16 protein-coding genes, 5 tRNA genes and 1 pseudogene are annotated in these 21,121 nt (G+C 47.2%); 6 read left to right on the forward strand and 16 right to left on the reverse strand.

Annotated features, from left to right (window positions below):
- From EAO33_RS06785 to EAO33_RS09525, 5 genes and pseudogenes are all read right to left on the reverse strand, one after another.
- Nucleotides 1-497: pseudogene (locus tag EAO33_RS06785) on the reverse strand (hypothetical protein); the annotation flags it as partial.
- An 8-nt stretch (nt 498-505) separates the two neighbouring features.
- Entirely contained in the window at nt 506-1,681 is a 1,176-nt protein-coding gene (locus EAO33_RS06790; RefSeq protein WP_120946020.1) for a tRNA methyltransferase, read from the reverse strand.
- 2 nt (nt 1,682-1,683) lie between these two features.
- Nucleotides 1,684-2,037 carry a hypothetical protein gene (locus tag EAO33_RS06795; RefSeq protein WP_235853109.1) on the reverse strand — a complete coding sequence of 118 codons (354 nt, stop codon included), beginning with the start codon at nt 2,035-2,037 and terminating at the stop codon, nt 1,684-1,686.
- On the reverse strand, nt 2,010-2,906 hold the full coding sequence (locus EAO33_RS06800) for a hypothetical protein (protein ID WP_120946021.1): 897 nt from the start codon (nt 2,904-2,906) through the stop codon (nt 2,010-2,012). The genes EAO33_RS06795 and EAO33_RS06800 overlap by 28 nt, the downstream gene beginning before the upstream one ends.
- Nucleotides 2,906-4,090 carry a tRNA methyltransferase gene (locus EAO33_RS09525; protein ID WP_235853110.1) on the reverse strand — a complete coding sequence of 395 codons (1,185 nt, stop codon included), beginning with the start codon at nt 4,088-4,090 and terminating at the stop codon, nt 2,906-2,908. Before EAO33_RS09525 ends, EAO33_RS06800 begins: the two co-directional genes overlap by 1 nt.
- A 247-nt stretch (nt 4,091-4,337) precedes the next feature.
- On the opposite strand from EAO33_RS09525, the gene EAO33_RS06810 reads away from it, so the two are divergent.
- Nucleotides 4,338-6,665, forward strand: a complete 2,328-nt coding sequence (locus tag EAO33_RS06810) for a TonB-dependent receptor family protein (protein WP_120946022.1) — start codon at nt 4,338-4,340, stop codon at nt 6,663-6,665.
- Here the strand turns inward: EAO33_RS06810 and EAO33_RS06815 are convergent.
- From EAO33_RS06815 to EAO33_RS06830, 5 genes are all read right to left on the reverse strand, one after another.
- Nucleotides 6,649-7,863 (reverse strand): molybdopterin molybdotransferase MoeA, encoded by a 1,215-nt coding sequence (locus EAO33_RS06815; protein ID WP_120946023.1) that lies wholly within the window; start codon nt 7,861-7,863, stop codon nt 6,649-6,651. The genes EAO33_RS06810 and EAO33_RS06815 overlap by 17 nt on opposite strands.
- A 9-nt stretch (nt 7,864-7,872) precedes the next feature.
- Nucleotides 7,873-8,640: a flagellar biosynthetic protein FliR gene (gene fliR, locus EAO33_RS09240; protein ID WP_205589527.1), complete on the reverse strand. Its 768-nt coding sequence runs from the start codon at nt 8,638-8,640 to the stop codon at nt 7,873-7,875.
- A 15-nt stretch (nt 8,641-8,655) separates the two neighbouring features.
- Nucleotides 8,656-9,291 (reverse strand): ribulose-phosphate 3-epimerase, encoded by a 636-nt coding sequence (gene rpe / locus EAO33_RS09245; RefSeq protein WP_205589528.1) that lies wholly within the window; start codon nt 9,289-9,291, stop codon nt 8,656-8,658.
- Nucleotides 9,292-9,306: 15 nt separating this feature from the next.
- Nucleotides 9,307-9,383, reverse strand: a tRNA-Ile gene (locus EAO33_RS06825).
- The gene (locus EAO33_RS06830; protein ID WP_162982232.1) at nt 9,345-10,481 is read right to left on the reverse strand and encodes an FtsW/RodA/SpoVE family cell cycle protein; all 1,137 of its coding nucleotides are present in this window, start codon (nt 10,479-10,481) and stop codon (nt 9,345-9,347) included. Before EAO33_RS06830 ends, EAO33_RS06825 begins: the two co-directional genes overlap by 39 nt.
- Nucleotides 10,482-10,557: 76 nt before the next feature.
- Here EAO33_RS06830 and EAO33_RS06835 point away from each other — a divergent pair, with 76 nt between their 5' ends.
- Nucleotides 10,558-11,331, forward strand: a complete 774-nt coding sequence (locus EAO33_RS06835) for a sulfite exporter TauE/SafE family protein (protein ID WP_120946024.1) — start codon at nt 10,558-10,560, stop codon at nt 11,329-11,331.
- A 227-nt stretch (nt 11,332-11,558) separates the two neighbouring features.
- Here EAO33_RS06835 and putP read toward each other — a convergent pair whose 3' ends face one another.
- The 6 genes from putP to EAO33_RS06865 form a co-directional block, all read right to left on the reverse strand.
- Nucleotides 11,559-13,034 carry a sodium/proline symporter PutP gene (putP, locus tag EAO33_RS06840; RefSeq protein ID WP_120946025.1) on the reverse strand — a complete coding sequence of 492 codons (1,476 nt, stop codon included), beginning with the start codon at nt 13,032-13,034 and terminating at the stop codon, nt 11,559-11,561.
- Nucleotides 13,024-16,572: a bifunctional proline dehydrogenase/L-glutamate gamma-semialdehyde dehydrogenase gene (locus EAO33_RS06845; protein WP_120946026.1), complete on the reverse strand. Its 3,549-nt coding sequence runs from the start codon at nt 16,570-16,572 to the stop codon at nt 13,024-13,026. Before EAO33_RS06845 ends, putP begins: the two co-directional genes overlap by 11 nt.
- A gap of 103 nt (nt 16,573-16,675) precedes the next feature.
- Nucleotides 16,676-16,752: transfer RNA gene (locus EAO33_RS06850), tRNA-Arg, on the reverse strand.
- A gap of 1 nt (nt 16,753) precedes the next feature.
- Nucleotides 16,754-16,830: transfer RNA gene (locus EAO33_RS06855), tRNA-Arg, on the reverse strand.
- Between the two features lie 27 nt (nt 16,831-16,857).
- Nucleotides 16,858-16,934: transfer RNA gene (locus EAO33_RS06860), tRNA-His, on the reverse strand.
- A gap of 22 nt (nt 16,935-16,956) precedes the next feature.
- Nucleotides 16,957-17,033 (reverse strand) — tRNA-Pro (locus tag EAO33_RS06865).
- 168 nt (nt 17,034-17,201) lie between these two features.
- Between EAO33_RS06865 and EAO33_RS06870 the strand changes: the two genes are divergently transcribed.
- The 4 genes from EAO33_RS06870 (at nt 17,202) to ftsH (ending at nt 21,117) form a co-directional block, all read left to right on the forward strand.
- The gene (locus EAO33_RS06870) at nt 17,202-17,816 is read left to right on the forward strand and encodes an XRE family transcriptional regulator (RefSeq protein ID WP_120946027.1); all 615 of its coding nucleotides are present in this window, start codon (nt 17,202-17,204) and stop codon (nt 17,814-17,816) included.
- 81 nt (nt 17,817-17,897) lie between these two features.
- Complete coding sequence (locus tag EAO33_RS06875; RefSeq protein WP_104695791.1) at nt 17,898-18,272, forward strand: chemotaxis response regulator CheY; 375 nt, start codon at nt 17,898-17,900, stop codon at nt 18,270-18,272.
- A 20-nt stretch (nt 18,273-18,292) separates the two neighbouring features.
- A complete protein-coding gene (locus tag EAO33_RS06880; protein WP_120946028.1) occupies nt 18,293-19,201 on the forward strand; it encodes a 50S ribosomal protein L11 methyltransferase in 909 nt (302 codons plus the stop codon).
- 8 nt (nt 19,202-19,209) lie between these two features.
- Nucleotides 19,210-21,117, forward strand: coding sequence for an ATP-dependent zinc metalloprotease FtsH (ftsH, locus tag EAO33_RS06885; protein WP_120946029.1), 1,908 nt, complete (start codon nt 19,210-19,212; stop codon nt 21,115-21,117).
- The last annotated feature ends 4 nt before the right edge of the window (nt 21,118-21,121 follow it).

Raw genomic sequence — 21,121 nt, forward strand, 5'->3', positions numbered from 1 at the left:
CTATCTGTGTTTTGCCATATCTCATCCATGTTTAAACAATCTGGAGTCAAACCATGTGTGTTGGTGTAGTGGTGGATAAACCTAATGTATGCAAAGGGGTTAATCCCATGTGCTTGAAGTTGCAAAAGGGGCATATAGAGAAATGCGTTAATGTGTGAAAAGTCTAAAGCAATTTGCGTGGCTGTCTTACTAAATTGGGGCACTTTTGGATCATCTGGCATGGATTCTTTGATAAGCTCTAAAAGGGTGAGCGCGCTAAAGAGATGCATCGCTTCTAGCATGGCGCGCTCTTTGGGGGTGTTTGCCTTGAATTGCTTTAAGATGGGGATGGCAACACTTTTGGCTAGCTGGATTATTTCTTGTCTTTGGGGACTTAGGTTTGTCAAAAAGGCATGCAAAGAGGGAGGGTGTGTGTGCCCATATAAGGCTTGTATCTTGTCAATGGGATTTGCCAATAGAGGGAGAAAGAGTAAGCCTATCCAAAGTAAAAAGGGCATAGATTTCCTTAAAATTTCATTTTTTGTAAGGCTTGGCACAACGCATTATCAGACTTAAAAGTTTGGAGCTCGTCCTTAGGGTCTAAATACACACAGGGACTCTCATCAATGGAGAGCAGGCGCACAATGTGTAATTGCTCTTGGATGTCCTTAGTGTCGTAGGTGTTAGCTTGAAAGAGTTGTTGGCAAGTTTGCTGGGACTTTGGGCTTAAGTATTTGGGGCTTAAACACATGGTAGGGTTGTCTTTTAGCGTGTCTTTTAAAATCTTGGGGTCGTCATTTTGTAAGCTATCGTAGTAATAAGGGGCGTTGCGATTTAGGGGGAACACCCGCGCTAGATAGAGATCAGAGAGATGTTCGGGGTCTATGCGTTGGATGTTTTTATCCATAAAGTCCCAAAATGTACGCTTATCAGGTATCCGGTTTGCAGGTGTCCCCACCTCAAAGATTGTGTTTATAACGAGCATAACCCAAGAAGGATAGTCCATACGAAAGAGGAAGATTATCATGGGTATATCTACTTCATGCATATCTTGAATGAGGCGTTTTTCAAAAGGCTTATAGTGGACGATGTTTTTTCTTTGTTCTTCATATAGCCCTTTTTCATGAAAAACAAAGATATTTCTCCTACGACGCAGATCAGTATTTTTAGAAAAGATACGATGGAGTTGCTCTAGATAGGCGATCACATCTAGCCCCGCTTTGTGGGCGTTGAAAAGCGGGGCATAGAGCCATGCGTTGATGTGTAAAAATTCGTGGGCAACAGATGTAACCTTTTCTTCAAGCGAAATGTCTATGAGGTCTAGGGCATGGAGCATTGCCATATCCTCAACATGGGCTAAGAATTGCGCCTCTCTTTGGTTCTTGGGCTTAAACTCTTTAAACAAGGGGACTTGCTTGGCTACAGCTTTGGCTAGGGGGATGGCGGCATCTGTGTAATCTGCCATAATCTGAGCCATAGTATAGTTGTAGTTGTCATTTAATGGGACATTTTCGCACGCATCTTTTATCTTAGCCGAGGATTTTTTCATGTAAGTAAAGAGTGCCTTAAACGCCTTAAAAAATTGGGCTTTGTTGGATTCTTGGGGTTTGCCTATGGGGACAAAGTGGAGAAAGATAGCCAATACATCTTCTTTAGCCTGTAGATTTAACACCAAGAGGGCTAGAAAGAGTAGGCGGATCATTTTTATTCCTTTGTGAAGTGTTTTTGCAATGCCACACACAACGCGTTACTAGACTTAAAAGTTTGGAGCTTGTCTTGGGAGTTAAGATACACACAGGGCGCGTTGTCAATGGAGATAAGGCGCAAGGATTTTAGGTATTTTTGCAAGGGTTTGGGGTTGTAGCTGTGTTGCTTAAACACTTGCAAGCAAACCGCTCTAGCCTCTTTGTTTAAATACTGGGGTTGTAAGCAGGGAGTGGGGTTTTTGGGGAGAGTTAGTTGCATCGCTTTAGCCAAAGGGACTTTTGGCTTGAGAATAGAAACTGAATACTCAACATCCTCAACAAGGGTTACCCGCACATGGGTACGCTCTCCCAATAGAACCCCATGGCACTTTCATAGTCATAGTCATGAGCAACATCCCCTAAGAAGGCAAAATCTTGCGCCTGGTAATAAGCCATCCATGCGTCTAAATCTTGGATCTTGACACCCCCAACAGCACGGACAATCTGGATTGTAAAAAAATCTTTGTAACCATACTCTGCATTTGCGTTATCATCCTTGACCTGGAAACCAAGGTTACCCATGTAATCGTCGTGCGCATCGATGGATTTAAAATCCTCAAAATAGTGGCGCATGGTCGGGGTCTTAGGACTTTTAACCATGTTTAAATTATCTTTTCGAATGCCCATAATCGCCCAATTAGGGGCTAATGGGTCAGACTTGGCATACAACTTCTGTAGATAATCTGTGAAGTCCAAACCTTGATGATACGCTCCAATCAAGGGGGTGTAGATCAATTCTATGCCTCTTAAGAATTTTAGAGTGTGTTTTTTAGCGTCAAAGGGCTTCACACGCTTGGGAAACTTCATTTTCCTGCACTTTGCGTCATGCATTGCACAATAATCTTCTGGGGTAGAATCGCTCAACAAAATAAAAAGGTTATACATCTCAAGGGCTTTGAGTGCTTGGATCATTTGGGCTTGTTTGGGGGTTTTGGGCTGGAAGGCTTGTAAAAGCGGGATGTGATCGATAAAGGTTTGCAAGTGCTTGACAAGGGCGGGTGCCTCCCTTTGCATGGCATGGGAAAAGACCATGTCCCAATTTATGCGCTTGTAACGCGCTTTGAAATCTTGGTAGTAGACTTTGACCACTAACGCGCGGGCTTGTTGCATTTGCTGGATTAAATCGGTGCTTACAGCCCATAGGGGGCTTATGAGTAGAAGTATGCCAATTAAGCGGGTCATCAAAACCCCTTTTCTAAGTGCTTTTGCAATGCCAAGCATAGCGCATTACTAGACTTAAAGACTTGGAGCTTGTCCTTAGGGTCTAAATACACACAGGGGCTATCATCAATAGAGATCAAACGCACAAGGTGTAACTGCTCTTGAATGTCCTTAGTGTTGTAGGTTTGGGCTTGAAAGAGTTTGAGACAGGTTTGGCGGGATTTTGGGCTTAAGTATTTGGGGCTTAAACACATGGTGGGGTGGTCTTTGAGTGTGTCTTTTAAAATCTTGGGGTCGTCGTTTCGCAAGAGGTCGTAAAAAGGGGCGTTGCGATTTAGTGGGATCACCCGTGCTGTGAAGAGATCAGAGAGGTGTTCGGGGTCTATGCGCTGGGCGTTTTTGCTCACAAATTCATCAAATTCATTCTCAAATACAAAGGTTGAGGGTATTCCACTATTTAGGATTTTATTGACAACTACGCTGGTCCATTCACCCCAGTATAATTGAAAAGTCCTCATCAGTTCTCCCACATTATACATATCTTGGTCGAGGCGTTTTCTAAAAGGCTTATGGGGGACAATGTTTTTTTCTTTTTCATAGTATCTGTCTGTATTAAACAATCCGATTTGGTGCATATCAAACGACGCCATGGTCTTTTCGCTGCTCTCCTCCTTGTGGAGTTGTTTAAGATAGGCGATCACATCTAACCCAGCCTTGTGGGCATTGAACAAGGGTGTGTAGAGAAAGGCAACAGAATCTAAAAACATATGGGCTGCGATCTTTGGTGTTACTCTTGGGTAAATGGGACGAGGAGTGAATACATCGATCGCATCTAGTATATGGAGCATTTCCATATCTTTAACATGGGCTAAGAATTGCACCTCTCTTTGGTTTTTGGGCTTAAATTCGTGAAGCAAGGGTATTTGCTTGACTACAGCTTTGGCTAGAGGGATGGAGGCATCTGTATAATCTGGCAGTTCTGATAGGCGATCGATGTAAGGCTGTCTCTCGTTTGGATCTTTAGGCTCTATTTTTCTAAAAGACTTATCTATGTAGTCATAGAGTGCCATAAATGCTTTAAAAAAGGGGGTGTTTTGGGGTTCTTGGGGTTTGCCTATGGGGACAAAGTGGAGAAAGATAGTCAGTGTATTTTCTTTAGCCTGCAGATTTAGGAGCAAGAGGGCTAAGAGAAGTAAGCGGATCATTTAAACTCCTTTAAGTGCTTTTGCAACGCCAAGCATAGCGTATTTCTAGATTTAAAGACTTGGACTTTATTTTGCACAACAGGGTTCATTATCCACGGTGATCAAGCGCAAAGCCGGGCGCGCGCACTAAATCCATTTGGCTAAGTATAGATAAAACTGCAACGATCGTTCTCATTCTTGCATTAATATGATTCTTAGAATTGTTCTTATATAATCGCCTTCCTAATTTTCTTTTAAAGGGCTTAAAATGAGAAAAGTCATGGTTGTGCTTTGGGGGAGTTGTTTGGCAGTCCATAGTCTACAAGGGGTGAAAACCCACCGCCTCCAGAGGATAGAAACCACAGGGGCTGTTCTCAATGAAGAAGCCCCTAAGAGTTGGCGCAGCCCGGAGGTGAAAAACTATTTGGGCAGCCAGACCATTATCTCGCACAAACAACTCACCCAGCAAGCTAACCAAAGCATAGAAGAAGCCTTGCAAAATGTGCCCGGAGTGCATATCCGCAACGCCACAGGGGTAGGGGCGGTGCCTAGCTTTTCGGTGCGTGGGTTTGGGGGCGGGGGCTCAGGGCATAGCAATACGGGGATGATCCTAGTCAATGGGATTCCAGTTTATGTCGCGCCCTATGTGGACATTGGCATGCCCATTTTTCCAGTTACCTTCCAATCAGTCGATCGCATCAGTGTGATCAAGGGGGGAGAGAGCGTGCAGTATGGACCTAATGCCTTTGGGGGGGTGATTAACATCACCACTAAGGATATCCCCAACAAATGGGAAAACCAAATCGCCGAACGCATGACCGCTTGGGGGCGCGCCAATGGGAATTTTGTGGGATCAACGAGCAAGGGGCAGTCCTTCATTGACACCCTAGCTAATAATTTTTTATTCAACTCCTATCTCAAAAGTGGGGGGATGATCAACAAGCATTTTGGGGTGCAAGCCCAAGCTAACTACATCACAGGGCAAGGGTTTCGCGCCAATAGCCCAACCAATATCCAAAACTACCTCCTAGATGCTCTCTATGAGATCAACGAAAACCACAAGATTACCCTCTTCTACCAGTATTATAAGTTTTTCTTAACCGATCCGGGATCTCTGGGCGTGCAAGCCTATGAACAAAATCGATTCCAAAATAACCGCCCCAAAAATGATAAAAGTGGCAAAGCGATGCGCTGGGGGGCGGTGTACCAAATGTTCTTTGGAGACACCTCTAAAATTGGCGGGGATTTCACTTTAACCTACTATGGGCATGACATGAGTCGCGATTTCCAATTTGACTCTAATTTCCTCAATGTCAACACCAACCCCAAATTAGGTCCGGTTTATACCAACCAAAACTACAAGGGCTATATCATCGGCGATCACCCCCGCCACTACTTCATCAACGCCATTGAGCCTAATACCAATGTGATTTTCAACACCAAGCACACCAGACACACCCTCAAAATTGGTCTGCGTTTCATGGCTAGTAACATGTGGTTTAGATTTTTAGAGAACAAATGCACCTCTCTTAGCAATGGGGTTTGCAACATGTCTGGTTTTCTCTTTGATACAAAAGCCAGCCAAAATTTAGAGATGTTTAACAATTACACCGCCGTGTATGCGAGCTATAAAATGGAGTTCTTTGGGGGTAAATTGGTGTTAACCCCGGGGTTTCGCTACACCTTCTTAAACTATAAAAAAGTGTTGCCCGAAAATGTGAATCCCAGCAATGGCGATTTTACCCTCTCCAAGAGCATTAAAAAGACGGACAACCAATGGAGCCCCGCCTTTAATTTGGGTTACAAGCCCTTGAAAGATTGGGTGATGTATTTCAATTACCGCCGCAGCTTCATCCCCCCCCAAGCCAAGTCCGTTAGCATTTTCTCCACCAATTACAACCAAATTTTTAATGAGTTTGAGGTGGGGTCGCGCTATTCCTATAAAGACCTCCTGAGTTTCAACGCCAACTACTTTGTCATCTTAGCCCACCACTACTACAGCGGGGGGTATGGGAGCAATGCTTTAGACATTGATGCTAAAAGTCAGGGCGTGGAATTAGAGCTTTACTACGCTCCCATTAGGGGTTTGCAATTCCATGTAGCTTATACTTACATAGATGCGCGTATCACCAACAACGCCCAAGATAACCCTAGTTATTTTGAGGGGATTGTCAACCAGTCCTTTAATCTCAAGGGCAAGAGATTGCCCTATGTGAGCCCTAATCAATTCATCTTGGACATGATGTATACCTACAAGAAAACCACCTTTGGTTTGAGCAGTTATTTTTACAGCCGTGCTTATTCCTCTGTGCTCAACCAAGCCACGCCCAAAACCGCCTGCTTTAACTTTGGCTATAGCATTGATGGGGCTACTTATGGCTGTAATAGTGTGGGGCTTTTGCCTTGGTATTGGGTGTGGAATTTGCAATTAAGTCAGGTGTTTTGGCAGGGCGGACGGCACAAAGTTATGGGGAGTCTGCAGGTCAATAATATCTTTGATATGAAATACTACTTTAGGGGCATTGGCACCAGCCCCACAGGCAGAGAACCCGGACCGGGGCGTTCAGTAACCGCCTATCTTAGCTATGAGTTTTGATCAAGAGCACTTCTACGCTTTCTTGGACTTCTAGCACACCCGGGGGGATCAACGCTAGGGCATTGCACGCCCCCAGCGCGTCAATAGCCCCCGAGCCATAGCGGTTATGCCTATAGGGGGTAAACACTCCCTGCACCAAATTCCCCAGCACTAGATGCAAGCGTTGCCCTTTGAAGTGCAGGGGTTCACCCAAAGGCACGCGCAAAATCTCTTGCTTTTCGCTTAAGCCAGCCAACTTAGCTAGCATGGGCAACACCAAGACTAGGCAGGTGAGCATACAGCTCACAGGGTTACCTGGCATGCCAAAGACAAAGGTGGGGTGGGGGAGGTGGGGAAAACTAGCTAACATGATGGGCTTGCCCGGCTTGAGATTGACCCCGTGGTAATGGATAGTTGCCCCTTGTTGTAATAACGCGTCTTGAAAATAATCCTTATCCCCCGCGCTCACCCCCGCGCTACTCACCACCACATCATACTCCCCCCATGTCCGCATGGCTTCTTGTTGGCTATGTAGATCATCGCTAAGTTTGCCCACATGCCTAGCGTCATACCCGTAACTGCTTAAAAGTGCAACTAGCATGGGCGCGTTGCTGTCATAAATTTGGTGGGTTTTAGCGCTTGCGCCTAAAGGGACGATTTCATCGCCACTGCTAAAGATCGCAATGCTAAGGCGTTTGAACACTAGGACATGCGTAATACCCTGAGAAGCTAGCAGGGCGATCAGCCCTGCGTGGATTTTTTGCCCAGCATGCGCGATGAGTTCGCCCTCTTGGATATCTTCGCCCTCAAAGCGGATATTAGCCCCTTGTTTGAAGTCTTTAGCGGGGGCTTGGGCTTGATCCTTATGGTAGAAATCCATCTCTTCAAAGGGCACAACGATCTCTACCCCCTTGGGCACTAGCGCGCCAGTCATGATTTTTACACAAGCCCCACCCCCAACACTAACCCCCTCAACGCTTTGTCCTGCATAAAGGGTATGGGTGATTTCTAAGGGTTTACCCACATCCTCTAAGCGCAAGCCAAAGCCATCCATCGCAGAATTTGTGGCTTTGGGTAGGGGTTCACGCGCGCACACGCTTTGTGCTAAGATTCGCCCCATCGCCTCTTCTAGGGGGATTTGCTGTGTCTGGGGGCTGTGTTTAACAAGGGCTAGACTCAATTCTAGCGCGTCTTTGTATTCAAGTAGGGGGGTTTTCATTCATCTCCTTTAAAAGAATTTAGAGAGCAGGGCAAAAGCATTCAAGAGCTGATCTTTAAAGCGGTGTATCATCGCGCCCAAGACCATGATAAGCCCAAGCAGGGCGATGGCGATCTTTAAAGGGAAGCCAATGGCTAAGAGATTGAACTGCGGGTGGGTTTTCATGATCATGCCAAAGACAACATCGCTCAACATGATCAAAGCGAGAATAGGGAAAGCGATACTAAAACCAATGCTAAAGAGATACCCAAAGGCTTGTACGCTGGCTTGCACCACATGCCCAGAGAGGGCAAAAGTGCCCAAGGGCACTTTTTCTAAACTGTGTTGCACCCAAAGGATGATGAGGTGGTGCATGGAGGTTTGGAGCATGGTAAGAATAGCCAAGAGCAACACCACCTGCCCTACGATCGCCTTTTGTGCGCCTGAGATGGGATCGTAAACGCTTGCCATTGTCAAACCCATAGAAAAACTAATGGTGTCTGTGGCAAACGCCAAAGTGCTAAAGACTACATGCAAAAAGAAAGAGGCGCACAACCCTAGCAGGAGTTCAGAGAGCAGAGCGATCAAAAAATCCTCTGGACTCAAATGCATGGGGGTGGGGGAGATGGTGGGGTAAAATAGCAAGGTTAAGAAAAAGCCCAACGCTCCCCTTACAGACGCTGGAACCAGATTATTATCAAAAAAAGGGAAAAACGCCATCACGCCTGCCAAGCGCGCAAAGAGCAACCAAAACCCCATGATATTTTGGGTTTGCATCCACACCAACCAATCTAACATGGGGTTTATAGAGTTTTAATCGCGACCACGCAAGGCTTGTAGGGCATGTGTGGGGTTGGCATGGCTGAAGAGATAATTCCCCACCACAAGCAAATTAACCCCACAGGCGCGCAATAGGGGCGCGTTGTGCGCGTTGATTCCCCCATCTACCTCTAATACACCTACATAATGGGGGAAACGCGCCCTAAAGGCTTTGATTTTCTCGAAGCTCAAAGGGATAAAACTCTGCCCCCCAAATCCCGGATTGACGCTCATAAGCAAGATCAAATCCACATCTTGGATAATGTAATCTAGCGCGCACAAGGGCGTGGCCGGATTCAAACTCACCCCCGCTTTGATCCCTAGATTTTTGATGTAGTGCACACTTCTATGCAGGTGGGGGGTGCTCTCAGCATGCAAAGTGATAAAGGCGGGTTGTAAATCCTTGCATAAATCTACAAAAAACAGGGGATTTTCTACCATTAAGTGGATGTCTAAGGGGGTGTCAAAGTGGGCGTGCAAGTTTTTTAATACGCAAGGTCCAAAAGTGAGATTGGGGACGAAATGCCCATCCATCACATCTACATGGAAAAAATCCACCCCTAAAACGCGCCCCAAACTGGCTTTGAGATTCATAAAATCCGCACTCAAAAGGCTGGCGGCAATTAGCATGTAGACCCTTAAAGCTGGTGGATTCTGTAGGACTTGAACCTACGACCAATCGGTTATGAGCCGAGTGCTCTAACCAGCTGAGCTAAGAATCCCTTTTTTCTAGCGGGGCGATTATAACCAAAACCGAATTTAAAAGCAAGTAGATTTTCAAAAACTCCAAATAATGCGACAAAAGTGATAAAGCTACTCCCCCCATAACTTAACAAGGGCAGGGGCAAACCCACCACTGGCGCTAACCCCAAGGTCATGGCGATATTCACACTTGTGTAAATGAAGATTAAAATGGCGATCCCGGCTGTGATCGCCTGTAAAAAATGATCATGGGGATCGCTTCTAAAATAGGCTAAAAAGTGCATCACAAAGAACATGTAAAAACCCAGCAGTAAAAACGCCCCAAAGAATCCAAAGCGTTCCACAAAGTAGGCAAAGATGAAATCGCTCGTGGCGATGGGTAAAAACTTTAACTTAGCCTGTGTGGATTCTTCTTTAGACTTGCCCCAAAACCCCCCCGAACCGATGGCGATGATGGATTGGCGCACATGGTAATTAGGTTTTTCGGCGATGAAGTCGTGGATGCGTCTTTTTTGGTAATCGTGTAGAGAGCTGTAAATAAGCGGGGAGGCGATAGCAAAGGCTAATCCTAAGCTGATCCAAATCTTAGGGTGCACGCCCACCAAGAAGAGCACCCCATAGCCCATGATCAAAATGACTAAGGCTGTGCCTAAATCGGGCTGTCTTAAAATAAGCGCGCAGGGGATCGCAATGTAAAAGCTGAATTTACCAAAGGCTCTCCAACCATAACCCCCGCTAGGCACGGGATTTGTTCGAATCAAATGGGCGAGCAGGAGTAAAATCGCGATCTTGATGGGTTCGCTAGGTTGGAAAGAAAAAGAAGTCCCCGGGATGGCTAACCAGCGTTGCGCGCCTAATTTGCTTGTGCCCACCGCGTTCACCAAAGCCAGCAAGATCACACAAAACCAGTAGAAAAGATGAAAAGAGCGATCCAAGTGCCTAAAGGGGATCAAAAAGGCCACCCAAAACACCCCAAAGGCGATGGCAAAATAAAACCCCTGCTTGAGACTGAGAGTGGCGTTAGCTTCGTGGATCAAAAAGGCAGACAGAGCCATCAAGGGCAGGAGAAAGAAGAACAATAAAAAGTCAAAATGCGTGAGGACACGCCGATCCAACATATTTTGCATGGCGTTAGCATAACACAAAAACTCTTGGATTTGTGGTAGTATCTTTAGCGTTGATATAGGGGTGTGCATGGAAGTGTGGGTACTTGCTTTATTCTTGTTATTAGGGGGGATCACGGGGGCGATGTCTGGGTTTTTTGGCATTGGGGGGGGGATGGTGATTGTGCCCACGATGCTGGTATTAGGGCATTCTTATGATAGCGCAGTGGGGATTTCCATTTTGCAAATGGCTTGCTCCTCTGTGGTGGGGAGTTTTGCTAACTTCAAAAAAGGGCTTTTGGATGTCAAAATAGGGGTGTGGGTGGGTCTTGGAGGGATGGTGGGGGCAAGTTTCAGCGGGCTGATTTTGGCTAGCTTTTCGCATAAGACTTTGCTAGGCGCGTTCATCGTGGTAACCTTGTATTCCTTTGTGCGCTTTGTCTTTAAATCTAAAGCCACCCCCCTAGAATCTAAAGAACCCTTTATCCTTAGTGCCAAACACAAAGCTCTCTTGCTAGGTATTGGCGCGCTTACAGGGGTGTTTGCCATTAGCTTAGGTATTGGGGGGGGCGTGCTAATGGTGCCCCTATTAGCCTATTATCTTAAAATCCCAGCCAAGCAAAGCGTGCCCCTAGGGCTGTTCTTTGTGATCTTCTCTTCTTTCAGTGGGGTGATCTCTCTAGCGCGCCATTCTTTGCTAGACTTTGAAGATTTGCAATGGGGCTTGATGGTGGGGCTTGGGAGTGTGGGGGGGGTGATTTTGGGGGTTAGACTGGTGCCCTTAGTGCCCGCCCTTTGGCACAGACGCGCCCTTTTAAGCGTCTACACCTGCGCGATCACAATCTCCATTTACAAATGGTTTTAGTGCTCTCCAAAGCGCGCGGGGATTGTTCTCACGCAAGGGGGTTGTAGAAAAACCAGCTACCCATGGACATTTTGGGATTTGGGGTTTGCGTCCTCTTTGCGGATAAAGCCGCTTTGGTAAGGCGCGCTAAGGCGCGCGAGGACTCTCAATGTCCAGCAAAGTAGCGCAGATGCGCTATTATTTGCGCAAAAACCCGCGCTCTGCTGGCACACCAGCATGTCCTCATACTAGCCTTTTTCAATTTCTTGCAACATGGTCTTAAAGGCATCTCTAGTGCCCGGGCGCACAGAACTTATTAGGCTAAAGATAACAATGGCTAGAGAGCTGGCTAAAAACCCGGGCACAATCTCATAGATGTCTAAAAAACTCTTGCCAAATTTGTCATACAAGATCACCGTGCTAGCCCCAAAGACCATGCCCATGATCGCCCCAAGCCTTGTCATGCGCTCCCAAAAGAGAGAAAAGAGAATCACCGTGCCAAAACTTGCCCCAAAACCTGCCCACGCATAAGAGACAATTTTTAACACGCTGGCATTGCGATCCATAGAAATAAAAAACGCCACGCAAGCCACCGCCAACACAGAGGCACGGCTAACTAGCATGACTGTTTGCACAGGGGCTTTCTTATTAAAGACTTTGGCGTAAAAATCCTCTGCGATTGTTGAGGAACTCACCAAGAGTTGGGAGCTAGCCGTGCTCATCACAGCTGCTAAGATCGCGCTTAAGAGCACCCCGCTCACCCAAGGGTTAAAAAGGGTCGCGCTCATGTGGATAAAAATTTTTTCTGGATCGCCTAGATTTAAATGAAACTTTGCCACATACGCCACGCCCAACAAACCAATTAGGCATGAGCCAGCTAAACTAATGCCCATCCACCCGATCCCAATGCCAGTCGCCTTAGGGATCTCTTGAATGGAGCGGATAGACATGAAGCGCACCAAAATATGGGGTTGCCCAAAATAACCCAGCCCCCAAGCCAAGCTAGAGATCACCGCTACGATAGAAGTGTCTTTCAAAAAGGTGAGATTCTCCGGCTTGGTTTTGGCAATCTCTGCAAAACTTGCGCCAAAACCCCCCAAATGATAGAGCATCATGCAAGGCACCACAATCAACGCCCCCATCATGAGTAAGCCTTGGATTAAGTCCGTCCAGCACACCGCCTTATAACCCCCCAAAAAGGTGTAGGTTACAATGATGAGCGTGCCCACCACTAACGCATAGCTATATTGCACCCCAAAAGTCGCCTCAAAGAGTTTTGCCCCACTCACCAGTCCGGAGGAAACATAAAAAGTAAAGAAAATCAAGATCACGATGGCAGAGATGAAGCGCAAAATGTGCTTATCATCGCTAAAACGGGTTTCAAAGTAATCCGGGATGGTGATGGAATTAGCGATCACGCTGGTATAAACCCGTAAGCGTTTGGCTACTAAAGACCAGTTAATAAACGCCCCAATGGTTAGCCCGATAGCAATGTGGCTATTGACTAATCCGCCCACATACAACGCCCCGGGCAAGCCCATTAAAAGCCACCCGCTCATATCACTCGCCCCAGCACTCAGCGCGCTAATGACCGGACCCATAGAGCGATCGCCTAGAAAATAATCCTCGGTGGTCTCATTCTTGCGATAAAAGTAAAACCCAATGTAGAGCATCAAAGCCGAGTAGAGCACAAACACGATCAAGATTTGGTAGCTAATGTGCATGCAAATCTCCCTGTTCTAGGGCGCGCGCGCCCAAGTTGCCATAGCGGTGGTAAGAAATGCTGACAGATTTTTCTAAGTGGTAGTTAAGCAATTCAAAACGCCCACAGGTTAGGGGTTTGGCATTGGCTAGAACCACGCCCGCTTGCGCGCTTTGCTTGTAGAGCGAATCTAAAACCCCTCCAAAGTAGCGCACGCGCGCAAATTCGCCTATCTTGGTGCTAAATTCCTCCAAGCTTTCATAAAAGATGGTGGGTTTGAAATGGTGTTGCAAGCCATCTAAACACTCTATAAAGAGATCAAAATGGGGGTTGGTGGGGGGGTTATCCACACTCACACTCAAGGGGATCGAACACACCGCACAGGCTAATAGCACACTAAAGAGTTCTAACAGTCCATCATCAGGGCTCACACGGTAACCCACATTAGAAACTTTGGTGTAGCTAAAGTAATTTTCTTCGCCCCGCACACGGATAAATTCCACTGGGGTGCTAAAACTGTGTTGGGCGTGGTAGGCGTAATCGCGCGCGAGGGTGAGAATTTCTTCTAGGGCGTTATTGTGGTGGGTGTTTAGAGCCTCTAGGGCTTGGATAAAGGGCAGATGCGCGTCATGGGGAGTTTGGGTGGGGGTGTTCTCCTCAATATCTACAAATTGCAAGGCGTAGTTATAGCTCCCCACCTTGCGCCCCAAGCCCACGGCTGATTTTTTAATCCCTCCAAAGGGTTGGCGCAAGACAATCGCCCCGGTGGTGGGTTTGTTGATATAGACATTCCCCACTTCTATATGTTCTTGAAAATACGCCCATTCGCGCTCATCTAGGGATTCTAAGCCTCCGGTTAAGCCATAACCCGTGCCATTAGCTAGATCAACTGCCTCTTTTAAATCTTTGGCTTTCATCACACAAAGCAAGGGCACGAAGAGTTCGGTATTGTAGGTGTAATCCCCGGCTTTGGTGCCATATTTGATGCAGGGGCGCATCAAGTAAGAATTATCTTGTAAAAACTCCGGCTTTAACACCCACTCTTCATGGGCTTCTAAGTTGTGCAACGCCTTTTGCACCTTGGGACTGGGTGTGCTAGCCAAAGTGCCAATTTTATGGCGTAATTGTAAAGGGTCGCCCACGCTCATGGACTGCGTGGCATCCACAAGCATTTTTTTGAAGTTTTGATCTTCATAGACCTCTTCTTCTAAAATGAGCAAAGAAGTCGCTGAACACTTTTGTCCGGAATTGCTAAAAGCAGAATGGACAATGTTTTTAACAGCCTGCTCCCTATCTGCCATTTTGGTTACAATGGTGGCGTTCTTGCCCCCTGTTTCTGCGCTCAAGTGCAACATGGGATTGGCTTTTAGCATCTGGTAGGCGGTTTCTTCAGAACCGGTTAAGATCGCAAAACGCACCAAAGGACTAACTAGCAGATGTGCGCTAAACTCGCTCCCCCGACAAGGCAGATAAATCAACGCGTCTCTGGGCACTCCTGCATCCCAAAAGCACTCACACAGGCGATAACCCACCACCATGCTCATGCTAGAGGGTTTGTAGATCACCACATTGCCCCCTGCTAGCGCGCTAGCGATGCTCCCTACAGAAATGCCGATGGGAAAATTCCACGGGGCGACCACCACACCCACGCCCTTAGCTTTAAAGCGCGCATGGGGGTATTCTCTAAGCAGAGTTTGCAAACTATGGGGGTAAAACTCCAAAAAGTCAATGGCTTCACTCACCTCCGCATCGCTTTCTACAAAGGTCTTGCCCACTTCCAACGCGCTTAGACCTATGAGATCGCCTCTTCTCTCCCTAAATTTCTGGGCTACCTGACTTAAAAGAGCATGGATTTCCTCTAAATGGCGTTGGGGGAATTGGCTCTGTTGGGCTAAATGGAGTGCCTCTTGCATGACAGCCTCATTGGCTAGAAAAACCGAGGCGACTTTTTTGCATTCGATTTTATCAAAGACATCCAAGCGTTTGAGCCCCTCAAATGCGCATGCCTTGCCCACCACCGGGGAGAGTTCAATGGGCGGGATGTTGCGCGTCTTATCTACGATCCTTTGCGCCCATTCTCGATTAGCTTTAAGCGTAAAATCCGTGTCGCTTTCATTGACAAAGGGGTTATTAGGATAAGTGCTTTTACCTGTAGGAGGTCGGTTGCGATCTTGGGTGCGTCTTGGGGCGGTATTTAAGCCAGCCATGCCCGCCAAACTCTTTAAAAAACGCTCCTGCTGATCTTTCCACGCGCTCGATCCCACCTGCAGGTTGAAAAAGGCTTTCATAAAATTGTCTGGGGCGGTGTTTTCATCTAGGCGGCGCACCAAATAGGCGATAGCATTATTGAAATGCTTTTCATCGCACACGGGGGCGTAGAGAATGAGCCGGTGCATTTGCCTAAGCTCCCTGCTAGCCTGCACGCTCATCCCCTCCAACATCTCGAAACTAAAATGCTCTAGGGCAAGCGGATCATTGAGCGCGTGGATGCGCGTGTAGGCGTAGGCGATCTCAAAGATGTTGTGCGAAGCGATTCCGATGTGGATATACTTGTAATTTTCCTCACTTAGGACATACTCCAACATTTTATTGTAATTGGAGTCGGTATCCTGTTTGCTAGAAAATGTGGGTAAAGCCCAACCCTTGATGGAGGCGATGGTCTCTTCGTTCTCCATGTTCGCGCCCTTGACAAAGCGAATCTTAATGGGGGGGAGATCATTGAGCACCCTCTCTTTAGAAAAGGCGATCAAGGTCTTCAGGTGGTGGTAAGAATCCGGGATATAGGCTTGCAACACGATCCCCGCGCTGATGGGGAATTTAGCAATAGACTCCATAAAGGCGGCGATGGTGAGTTCTAGGTCTTTGAACTCCTCCATATCTAGGTTGATGAATTTATCTACACCATTTTGTGTTTTTTGTTCAAGGGCTAGAGCATAGAGGGTGTCTAGGCGTTTGACGACTTCTGTCTTAGAATATTCAAAATCCAAGGGCTGGATTTGAGAAAAGATCGTGGTGATTTTGATGGAAATGTATTGGATATAATCCGATCGGATCACATCTTGGTATTTGTGCAGGCGGTAAGCCGCCTCTGATTCGCCTAACACCTCTTCGCCAATCAAATTGACATTGAGCACGATTTGATCGGCTTGGCGTTGGGCAATTAGGCTTTTTAGCGCGTTGCTACTCTCATCTAGCACCATCGCTTTCGTGTTAGCGCGCACCTTGTCCACAAAAAAAGGCACACTCAGCGAAGGAGCGAGTTTGCCTACATGTAAAAAGCCCATTAAAAGAAACTTCTCAAACGCGCTAAAGAAGTCCGCAATGCCGTATTTGTTCAAGGTGTATTCAATGAGCTCAAAACGGGCATGGTTGTCCTGACATCTAAAGGAGCGATCCAAAAGCTCGATGAGCATAACCTTATTTTGTGGGTTATCCAAGAGTTTTTGCATCTTATTGTGGAAACTCTTCTCTTGGTGATCCAAGTGTTCGCTAATATTGGCTTGCAAGGTGGCGGCTAAGTTCAAGGCGGACTGCACTAAATCTTTGGGGGGTTGTTCCATGATCGCTCCAAGTTGATAATCAACCCTCCAGTATAGAATACTTGAGTTAATATAGCGCGCTAGGTGAGAATGAAAACGCGTGCGGGTATCAATTGGTAACCTGTGGTGCGCCTGGCAGGATTTGAACCTGCGGCCTACGGCTTAGAAGGCCGTTGCTCTATCCAGCTGAGCTACAAGCGCGTGGTGCGCTTGAAGGGAGTCGAACCCCTAACCCCCAGATCCGAAGTCTGGTGCTCTATCCAATTGAGCTACAAACGCTAAGCCAAAACGGAGTTTTTGAAAAAATGGGGTGGATGATGGGGCTTGAACCCACGACCCCCAGGACCACAATCTGGTGCTCTAACCAACTGAGCTACACCCACCATATCCTAGTTGCGCCCAAAATGGTCGGGGCGAAAGGATTCGAACCTTCGACCCCTTGGTCCCAAACCAAGTGCGCTACCAGGCTGCGCTACGCCCCGAAGTTTGACAAATCGGCATTCTAGCACAAGTTTTAGAATTTTGTCAAGATATTTTGCCTAATGAAACATTTTAAAGCATTTGTTATGGAATAGTCTTAAAACTTAGCCACATTTCAACTCTAGTATTGTATAGGGTTCTTACCCATATATTTTGTAAAAGGAGTCAAGATGCTTAAAGAAAAACTCAAGCAGTTACGCAACGCCAATAATTTGACCCAAGAGGAGCTCGCGCTCAAGTGCGGGGTGAGTTTGCAGAGTATCAAACGCTATGAAAGCGAACAGAGAAGTAATATCACTTTAGACACCCTAGAAAAGCTTGCCAATGCCCTTAACACCGATTTGCACTTTTTCACCTCCACACACAAAGAGGTAGAAGATGTGGTGATGGTCCCCTACATCAAGGACATCAAAGTGCATGCCACTAGGAATAAGAACCAAGATGAGGGCGTGGTGTTCTTGCCCCAAAGTAAGACTTTTCTCAAGAGGCATTTTGGAATTACCTCTATCGATCATCTGGGACTCTTGCAGGCTGCGGGCAATGCTATGGAACCCCTCATTAAGGAGGGCGATCTATTGCTCTTCCAAAATGATGGGAGTTGCTATGAGGGAGCGATTTATGTGGTGAATTTGGATGGGGAATACTATGTCAAACGCCTTAGCAAGCGCCCCGAGGTGTCCTTAATTAGCGACAACCCCATTTACAAACCCATCCGCTTGCAAAGCCTAGAAGACATCGCCATTTTGGGGCGCGTAGTGGGCGTGTTGCATACCCATAGTCTTTAAAGCGCACTTTAAAGATAGGCGCGCAATAAACATGCTAACATGCGCGGGTATTTGTGCAACTAAGCCGACCAAGGAGCGATTTTGAAAATTTTAGTTGTAGATGATAGTTCCACCATGCGAAGGATCATTAAAAACACCTTGCAACGCTTGGGTTATGAGGACATCATGGAAGCCGAACACGGGGTGGAGGCATGGGGGAAGCTAGATAGCAACGACACCACGGGGGTGCTTATCACAGATTGGAACATGCCCGAGATGAACGGCTTGGATTTGGTAAAGAAAGTGCGTTCTGATGGGCGTTTCAAAGATCTGCCCATCATCATGATCACCACAGAGGGGGGGAAAGCGGAGGTCATTACCGCTTTAAAGGCGGGAGTGAATAATTACATTGTCAAGCCTTTCACCCCCCAAGTGCTCAAGGAAAAACTAGAAGTGGTGCTAGGAACCAATGATTGAAATAGAGGATTGTAGCGCGCGTGTGCCAAGATGTCTATTTTAAAACCTTTGTTCTCCCCACACACTGCCCCGATCTATTCGCCCATCACCTGCTAGAGTTCACTAAAGAGGCTATTGAAGAGATTGACTCTCCCCCAGCCCTTGACTACCACTACTTTGGCAACGCGCCTTTAGCCCTCCCTAGCGCGGGTTATGTGATCTACTCTAAGTGCTCGTGCGAGGCTCTTTTAGATCATCTCAAAAGCCTGTGTTGTGCGCTGGCGCAACGCTTGGGTGAGAATGTCGGGTTTTACCACCATAGTAGCGCGCACCCCGATTTGGACTGGGTGCAAGCCTACCAAGAGAGTGTGAAACCCCTTACTTGTGGTCAATTTTACATCACTCCTAGCTGGGGCGCATGCGCGCCAGAGGGCTTGGTGGCTTTGTTGCTCGATCCTGCTTTGGCTTTTGGCACGGGCAGGCATGAGAGCACGCGTTTACTCTTGCAAGAAATTTCGCGCCTAGAGGTGCGGGGCAGATTGAGTTTGGATGTGGGTTGTGGTAGCGGAATTTTGAGTTTGGCTTTAGCCAAAAAGGGAGCGATCACACATGCTTGCGACACAGACACGCAAGCCACCACCCAGACCCAAGCGAATTTTGCGCGCAATGGGCTAGAATGCGCGCGCCTATGGGAGGGCTCTATTGATGCTATCCCCCCTGACACGCGCTACGATCTCATTGCGATCAACATCATCGCTAGCGTGATCATACAAATGCATGCGGGTGTGCTAAGGGCAAGCCAAGAGGGGAGTTTGCTATTGCTCTCGGGTATTTTAGACATCTATGAAGACACACTGTTAAACGCCTACGCCCAAGATTTCACTCTTGTGCGTAGAACCCAAGAAAATGAGTGGGTAAGCTTGGTTTTATGCAGGCATTCTAATTCATAAGGACACCAATGGATAATCGTTCGCAAAACCCCAACCCCAAGAAGCCTTTACTCCAAAACCCCTTAGTGCTGGTGCTGATCTTTGTGGTTATCGCCATTGTGGCGGTGCGCATGATGAGCTCAGAGGGGGGCTTTGGCGATCGCTTTCTCTCTACTAGCACCAAGAACATCAGCTACCATGAGATGAAAGAGCTCATTGAGAAAAAAGAAGTGGATAGTGTGAGCATTGGGCAAACCTTGATCAAGGCTACTAGCAAGGAGGGCAATAGCAAGATCATCTATGTAGCCAAACGCGTGCCCGATCTCTCTTTAGTGCCCCTCTTGGATAGCCAAAAAATCAACTACTCCGGCTTTAGCGAGTCGAATTTTTTCACCGATATTTTAGGCTGGCTCTTGCCCGTGTTGGTGATTTTGGGCTTGTGGATGTTTATGGCAAGCCGGATGCAAAAGAACATGGGCGGGGGGATTTTTGGCATGGGTAGCTCTAAAAAACTCATCAACGCTGAAAAACCCAAAGTGCGCTTTAACGACATGGCAGGCAATGAAGAGGCTAAAGAAGAAGTGGTCGAGATTGTGGATTTTCTCAAATACCCCGATCGCTACGCTTCACTAGGGGCAAAAATCCCTAAGGGGGTGCTCTTAGTAGGACCCCCCGGCACGGGCAAGACTTTATTAGCCAAAGCGGTAGCCGGTGAGGCGAGTGTGCCCTTCTTTTCTATGGGGGGGAGTAGTTTTATTGAGATGTTTGTAGGTCTTGGGGCTAGCCGGGTGCGCGATCTCTTTGATATTGCCAAAAAAGAAGCCCCCAGCATTATTTTCATTGATGAGATCGATGCGATCGGGAAAAGCCGCGCAGCCGGGGGGATGATTAGTGGGAATGACGAGCGAGAACAAACTTTAAACCAACTTTTAGCCGAAATGGATGGCTTTGGTTCAGAAAACGCCCCTGTGATTGTGCTAGCTGCCACCAATCGCCCTGAGATTTTAGACCCCGCATTGCTAAGACCCGGGCGCTTTGATCGCCAAGTCTTGGTGGATAAACCCGATTTTAACGGACGGGTGGAGATTTTAAAGGTGCATATCAAGCCCGTTAAGTTGGCTAACGATGTGGATTTGCAAGAGATCGCCAAACTCACCGCCGGATTAGCCGGGGCAGATTTAGCTAATATCATCAATGAGGCGGCTTTGCTAGCCGGGCGCAATAACCAAAAAGAGGTCAAACAACAGCATTTAAAAGAGGCGGTTGAGCGGGGCATTGCCGGGCTAGAGAAAAAGAGCCGGCGCATTTCGCCCAAAGAAAAAAAGATCGTGGCTTACCACGAAAGCGGGCATGCGGTGATCTCGGAGATGACAAAGGGTTCAGCACGGGTCAATAAGGTTTCAATCATCCCTAGAGGGATGGCAGCTTTGGGCTATACGCTCAACACCCCTGAGGAGAATAAATATTTAATGCAAAAGCACGAGCTCATCGCTGAGATCGATGTTTTGCTAGGCGGACGGGCGGCTGAAGATGTGTTTTTGCAAGAAATCTCCACCGGGGCAAGCAACGATTTAGAGCGCGCTACGGACATTATCAAGGGCATGGTAAGCTACTATGGGATGAGCGATGTGAGCGGGCTAATGGTGCTTGAAAAACAGCGCAATTCCTTTTTAGGTGGGGGCTTTGGGAGCCCTAGAGAGTTTAGCGAAAAAACCGCCGAGCAAATGGATCACTTCATTAAGAGTTTGCTAGAGGAGCGCTATAACCATGTCAAGCAAACCTTGAGCGATTATAAGGACGCGATTGAAGTGATGGTGGGCGAACTTTTTGAAAAAGAGGTCATCACGGGCGAGCGAGTCAGAGAGATCATCGCTGAATACGAGGTGGCTAACCAATTGCAAAGCCGTCTAGTGCCCTTAGAAGAGCATGCCAGCTAGTGGC

It is taken from the genome of Helicobacter labacensis (genome assembly GCF_003660285.1).
Taxonomy (GTDB): Bacteria; Campylobacterota; Campylobacteria; order Campylobacterales; family Helicobacteraceae; genus Helicobacter; species Helicobacter labacensis.